Genomic DNA, 5183 nt, shown 5'->3' with positions numbered 1-5183 from the left:
TAAAAAAGTGCACCTCCAATTGTTAGACTGTGTCTAACAATTGGGGTGCACTTCACATAGACGGTCGTCTTTTTCTATATAAAGTGAAACTTTAATCAGTGGGGATTTTGTTCATTCCCCACTGATTATTAGCCCTCACCAATCGGGCGTTTACGGGCAGTGGATCTCTCACCTAACTTCTTTGCTACAGCCGAATTTTGAGGTGGGAGTCTTACTGCCCGCAAATAGCGGGATAAAGGGGAAAGGGGACACAAAGTTTATATAAGCGTAGCAGCGTAAATAAAAGCAGTAAGAAGAATCGAGCCGCTAGCTAGGCCTAAAAAATCTAATTTGTTAAAAGTTATGTTATTCATTATAAATTCTCCTTACTTGTTTAATGTAGAAGCAACAGCTTTTGCATCGATAAGAGCGGAAAATACCATGCCCATTGTATTTAAGAAATTGTTCGTTTTCATTTTGTTCATCATATAGATCCGCTCCTTTTCAAATGGTTGTTGTTACTTTCTGACTTAATTGTATAAGATAGTGGAGGGAGTCAATATCGAATTAGCTTACAAGAAAATTACACTTTTGTAAGAATTGAAATTTAACAATAAATACTTATTTTTATTACCAACTCCTAAAACTTAGTGTTATAATCGTTATAAGAAAATGATTATACTTCGGATATTCAGAAAGGAACGAAACAAATGTATAAACTAATTACATTTTCGTTGAAATATATATTTAAAACGGCTGGGAAAGTAGAAGTACAAGGGAGAGAGAAATTACCAGAAGGTGGCCCTTACGTTGTTGCTTGCACACATACAAGCTTTATGGACGTTTTAATGTTAGCAGCAGGAATGTACCCAACCCAAATTCATTACATGGCAAAAAAAGAATTGTTTGAAGGGAAATTTAAAAATTGGTTTTTTAAAAATGTAAATGCATTCCCTGTAGACCGTGCGAATCCAGGGCCAAGCACATTGAAAATTCCATCGCGTTTATTAAAAGAAGGAAAAGTAGTAGGGATTTTCCCAAGTGGGACGAGATCATCAGAAGACGTTTCATTAAAAGCTGGGGCTGTTACGATTGCAATGCGTTCTAACGTTCCGTTAATACCGGCCGCTTATGTTGGCCCATCAAGTGTAAAAGAATTGATAAAAGGAAAAAAAGCACAATTAGTTTTTGGAGATCCAATTCAAATTGATGCTGAAGAACAAATAGATCGAAAAACGGCTATGAAAATGATGACAGATGAATTAAATGCAAAGTTTGAAGAACTAAAGGAAGTTTTACAGCCAAATTAAAAGTAAGAAAAGACGACCGGGCATAGACGGTCGTCTTTTCTATTATTATTTATATAAAGGGGAAAGGGGACACAAAGTTATATAAGCGTAGCAGCGTAAATGAAAGCAGTAAGAAGAATCGAGCCGCTAGCTAGTCCTAAAAAATCTAATTTGTTAAAAGTCATGTTATTCATTATAAATTCTCCTTACTTGTTTAATGTAGAAGCAACAGCTTTTGCATCGATAAGAGCGGAAAATACCATGCCCATTGTATTTAAGAAATTGTTCGTTTTCATTTTGTTCATCATATAGATCCGCCCCTTTTCGAATAGTTGTTGCCTTGTTTCTGACTTAATTGTATGAAATATTACGGAGAGTCACTATCGAATTAGCTTACAGGAAAATTACACTTTTGTAAGAAAAACAAATGAAAGTGTAATGATGAGAAGATTTGACATATGTTCATGTGATTTATTAAGTTAAAAGTAGAGGTGAGTGTATGGCTAATATTAAAGATATTGCAAAGATGGCTGGGGTTTCAGTTACGACTGTTTCGAGGGTATTAAATGATCATCCATATGTAAGTGAAGAAAAAAGGAAAGTTGTTTTAGAAATAGTTGAGAAATTGAATTACTCACAAAATGCAAATGCTGTTCATTTATCAAAAGGAAAGACGAATATTGTTGGCGTGATTTTACCTTATATTAATCATCCGTCTTTTGATGCGATGGTGGGTGGAATGATGGAAGTTGCGTTAGCTCATAATTATCGAGTGCTTCTTTGTCAAACGAACTACAATAAAAAAGAAGAAATGAAAAGTTTACATATGTTGAAAACAAAGCAACTAGACGGTCTTATCATTTGTTCTCGTGCCAATGAGTGGGAAATTATAGAGCCTTATGCAGCATATGGGGCGGTTATTGCTTGTGAGGATAATGATATTGAAAGCATATCGAGTGTATATACAGATCATTTTAATGCCTTTCAATTAGGGATGAGTTACCTTATTGAAAAAGGTTATAAGAAGATTGGATATTGTACGGGAAGAAAGTTAGGGCCAAGTAGTAAGAAACGTTTTGATGCTTATAAACAACAGCTACAATTAATAGATGAAGAAGTGATGGAAGATCGGATTTTCACAGAATGCTTTACATTAGAAGATGGTGTAAGAGTTGCACATCAATTCAAGGAGATGGAGAATCCTCCTGAAGCATTAATAGTGGCAGGGGATGAAGTTGCTATTGGGATCATGACAGAAGTTAAAAAATTAGGTATTAAAGTTCCTGAAGATTTAGCGATTATTGGTTTTGATAATCAACCGATTTCTCAAGTTTTACAACTGACAACCATTGACCAAAATTTAAAGGGAATAGGTAAGACGGCTTTTGAAATGTTTTACAGGCAAGTAAGTGATGAGAGTTCTAAACAAGAAAAGATGGAAATTCCGTATAAACTTGTGGAACGCTCCACGGTTTAGTATTTATCCGTTATGTGTATAATCGCATAACGGATTATTTTTTTGAAATGTCTTTGACAGGAAACGCGTTTCATACTTTATAAATGATTTACACCGGTATGTAATAATCCATGGATTCTTTTCGAGTGTTAAAACAATGAATGGAATTTGGAGGAATATGCATGAATGAACTTTTATCGAGTATGAAAAAATATGTAAAGGATGACGAAGAGATTTTGGCCTTTATGGTAGGGATATTTGAGAATGATAATTTTACGCTATGTTATCAACATGGAATTTTTGCTGCCACTACTAGACGTCTCCTTTTTTACGGGAAATTTCCGTACTATCCCGCAATATTTAAAGATTACTCATATTTGCATATAGATGACATAGATTTCCGTCCATGTTTCGAGTTTACTTGTAATCATGAAACCGTTAGAGCTAAGTATATTCAGAAAGGGAATGTGGAGCAATTTGTTCGTGCAGTTAGAGCAAATATGAATAATTAATCACCCCTTTGTTTAAACATAATATCATGGTCATTATGAGAAAGAATGCGTAATAAAAACCACTTCTAAACCTCTAGGAGATAGTGATACAATGTCAAATGGGGGGAGGGATGAACTATGGTTAATCAACGTATAAAGGAAATCGCATTAATTACAATCGGTTCATTACTATTTGCAATTGGTATTAATTACTTCGCAATTCCAAACCGTTTATCAGAAGGTGGAATCATCGGTCTAACGGTTGTTACTTATTATTTATTTGGATGGTCACCAGGAATCACGAATCTTGTTTTGAATGCAATTTTATTAGCTATTGGTTATAAATTTTTTGATAAGAAAACGATGGTTTATACAATTTTAGGGATTGTAGAAACATCTTTGTTTTTATATGTTACAGAACATATTCAGTATCAAGTAAACAGCGATACGCTATTAGCCGCTTTATTCGCGGGTGTATTTGTAGGTATCGGATTAGGGTGTATGTTCAAAGCTGGAGGTACATCAGGAGGATCAGCCATTTTAGCACAGTTAGCAAATCAATATTTAGGGTGGAGTGTTGGAAAAGGCGTACTTATTATTGATATTATTGTAATTGCTGGTTCTGTATTTATAATAGGACAAGAAAAGGCAATGTATACGCTTGTTGCTGTATTTGTCGGAGCGAAAGTGATTGATTTCATTGTAGAAGGAATGGATACAAAAACGGCTGTTACGATTATTTCAAATCAGCCAGACTTAATTCGTGAGACCATTACGAAAAACATGACACGCGGTGTTACTGTATTAGAAGGACGCGGCGGATATACTGGTAAAAATAAAGAAGTATTATATGTTGTTATTAATAAACAAGAGCTTGTTAAGTTAAAGCAAGTTATTAGTAGAGTTGATGAAGATGCCTTCGTTGTCATTCACGATGTACGTGATGTACTTGGCGGTGGTTTTAAAGCAAGCTAAAAGATGAACGAGAAAATTCGTTCATCTTTTTTTTATCCCGCATTAACGGGCAGTAGAACTCCCACCTCAAAATTCAGCTGGAGCAAAGAAGTTAGGTGGGAGATCAACTGCCCGTAAACGCCCGATTGGTTCAACTAATAATCAGTGGGGGGATGAACAAAACCCCCACTGATTAAAGTTTCACTTTATTCTTACAAAAATGTAAGGGTAATGTAATGGGATTGAATGGTAGATTAAATGCCTGCTCTTTAGAATGGATGTATAAGTATCCTGTAGAGGAGGAAAATCAGTATTATGAAGAAAAAAATGATTACTACTGTGATAGCTATGGTGACGATAGTAGTAGTATTGCTACCTACAAAACTTGGACCGGTTATCGATAAATATAATCCGCTTTATACGACGAAAGAATACTATACAATTGTGGATACGATCGGTCAGCACGTCGGTGATGAATGGTATGAATATGAATTTATTGCATTTGATGAACGTGGAAGAGAACAAAAAATAAAGAAAACTGTTAAACATATGTTAAAGAGAGACGAAGCGTTAAAGGTGTTCGCAAAAGGGCGTTACGGTGAGTCAATTGAAGAGATTGAGACTACAAATATCCCTATAAATGCGAAGAGTAAACTTTTGTCGATGAGATAGAAAAATATACCCCCACCTATTTTTTGTCGAAATCAAAAATACTAGGTGGGGGTATATTTTTGACTCGTAAAAAAAACCCCTAGTTCGTATAAACTAGGGGTTTTTTTATATAAAGGGGAAGGGGACACATTGCAGTAATAAAAATGAAAGTATAAGAAGATTGGGCTACCGGCAATGTAATTTGGTTATGTGAGTATGCTTCTTATTTGGCTTACTTTCTAACCTTATTGTATGAGATATAGGTAAGGGAAACTATCGAATTACATTACACATATCTTACAAACATGTAAGTATCCTGTAATGTAATTCGATAGTTAGAAGATAGTGAATATAATATATTAT

Annotated in this window: 7 protein-coding genes; 5 read left to right on the top strand and 2 right to left on the bottom strand. The window is 34.8% G+C overall.

The genetic code is table 11. From position 1 onward, the window contains the following. Window positions 1-257 precede the first annotated feature (257 nt). On the bottom strand, window positions 258-353 hold the full coding sequence (locus tag AB3X48_RS17375) for a DUF3948 family protein (RefSeq protein ID WP_078173584.1): 96 nt from the start codon (window positions 351-353) through the stop codon (window positions 258-260). A gap of 336 nt (window positions 354-689) precedes the next feature. Here AB3X48_RS17375 and AB3X48_RS17370 point away from each other — a divergent pair, with 336 nt between their 5' ends. Beyond that, a complete protein-coding gene (locus AB3X48_RS17370; protein WP_016103340.1) occupies window positions 690-1289 on the top strand; it encodes a lysophospholipid acyltransferase family protein in 600 nt (199 codons plus the stop codon). Window positions 1290-1366: 77 nt separating this feature from the next. Here AB3X48_RS17370 and AB3X48_RS17365 read toward each other — a convergent pair whose 3' ends face one another. Further along, entirely contained in the window at window positions 1367-1462 is a 96-nt protein-coding gene (locus AB3X48_RS17365; protein WP_002124767.1) for a DUF3948 family protein, read from the bottom strand. 305 nt (window positions 1463-1767) lie between these two features. Here AB3X48_RS17365 and AB3X48_RS17360 point away from each other — a divergent pair, with 305 nt between their 5' ends. From AB3X48_RS17360 to AB3X48_RS17345, 4 genes are all read left to right on the top strand, one after another. Beyond that, the gene (locus AB3X48_RS17360; protein ID WP_016103342.1) at window positions 1768-2745 is read left to right on the top strand and encodes a LacI family DNA-binding transcriptional regulator; all 978 of its coding nucleotides are present in this window, start codon (window positions 1768-1770) and stop codon (window positions 2743-2745) included. A gap of 161 nt (window positions 2746-2906) precedes the next feature. Next, window positions 2907-3236: a PH domain-containing protein gene (locus AB3X48_RS17355; RefSeq protein WP_016103343.1), complete on the top strand. Its 330-nt coding sequence runs from the start codon at window positions 2907-2909 to the stop codon at window positions 3234-3236. A 117-nt stretch (window positions 3237-3353) separates the two neighbouring features. Further along, window positions 3354-4190: a YitT family protein gene (locus AB3X48_RS17350; protein WP_016103344.1), complete on the top strand. Its 837-nt coding sequence runs from the start codon at window positions 3354-3356 to the stop codon at window positions 4188-4190. 294 nt (window positions 4191-4484) lie between these two features. Beyond that, window positions 4485-4841 carry a YxeA family protein gene (locus tag AB3X48_RS17345; protein ID WP_016103345.1) on the top strand — a complete coding sequence of 119 codons (357 nt, stop codon included), beginning with the start codon at window positions 4485-4487 and terminating at the stop codon, window positions 4839-4841. Window positions 4842-5183: the final 342 nt, after the last annotated feature.

The sequence above is a fragment of the Bacillus sp. S4 genome (assembly GCF_040838205.1).
GTDB lineage: Bacteria > Bacillota > Bacilli > Bacillales > Bacillaceae_G > Bacillus_A > Bacillus_A cereus_U.
The sequence above is the reverse complement of the archived record's forward strand: the minus strand, read 5'-3'. Positions and strand labels throughout refer to the sequence as shown.

What these genes read in the sequence shown, in the direction of transcription:
- AB3X48_RS17375 (WP_078173584.1), bottom strand. Translation starts at nt 353, where the DNA reads ATGAATAACATAACTTTTAACAAATTAGATTTTTTAGGCCTAGCTAGC.
- AB3X48_RS17370 (WP_016103340.1), top strand. Translation starts at nt 690, where the DNA reads ATGTATAAACTAATTACATTTTCGTTGAAATATATATTTAAAACGGCT.
- AB3X48_RS17365 (WP_002124767.1), bottom strand. Translation starts at nt 1,462, where the DNA reads ATGAATAACATGACTTTTAACAAATTAGATTTTTTAGGACTAGCTAGC.
- AB3X48_RS17360 (WP_016103342.1), top strand. Translation starts at nt 1,768, where the DNA reads ATGGCTAATATTAAAGATATTGCAAAGATGGCTGGGGTTTCAGTTACG.
- AB3X48_RS17355 (WP_016103343.1), top strand. Translation starts at nt 2,907, where the DNA reads ATGAATGAACTTTTATCGAGTATGAAAAAATATGTAAAGGATGACGAA.
- AB3X48_RS17350 (WP_016103344.1), top strand. Translation starts at nt 3,354, where the DNA reads ATGGTTAATCAACGTATAAAGGAAATCGCATTAATTACAATCGGTTCA.
- AB3X48_RS17345 (WP_016103345.1), top strand. Translation starts at nt 4,485, where the DNA reads ATGAAGAAAAAAATGATTACTACTGTGATAGCTATGGTGACGATAGTA.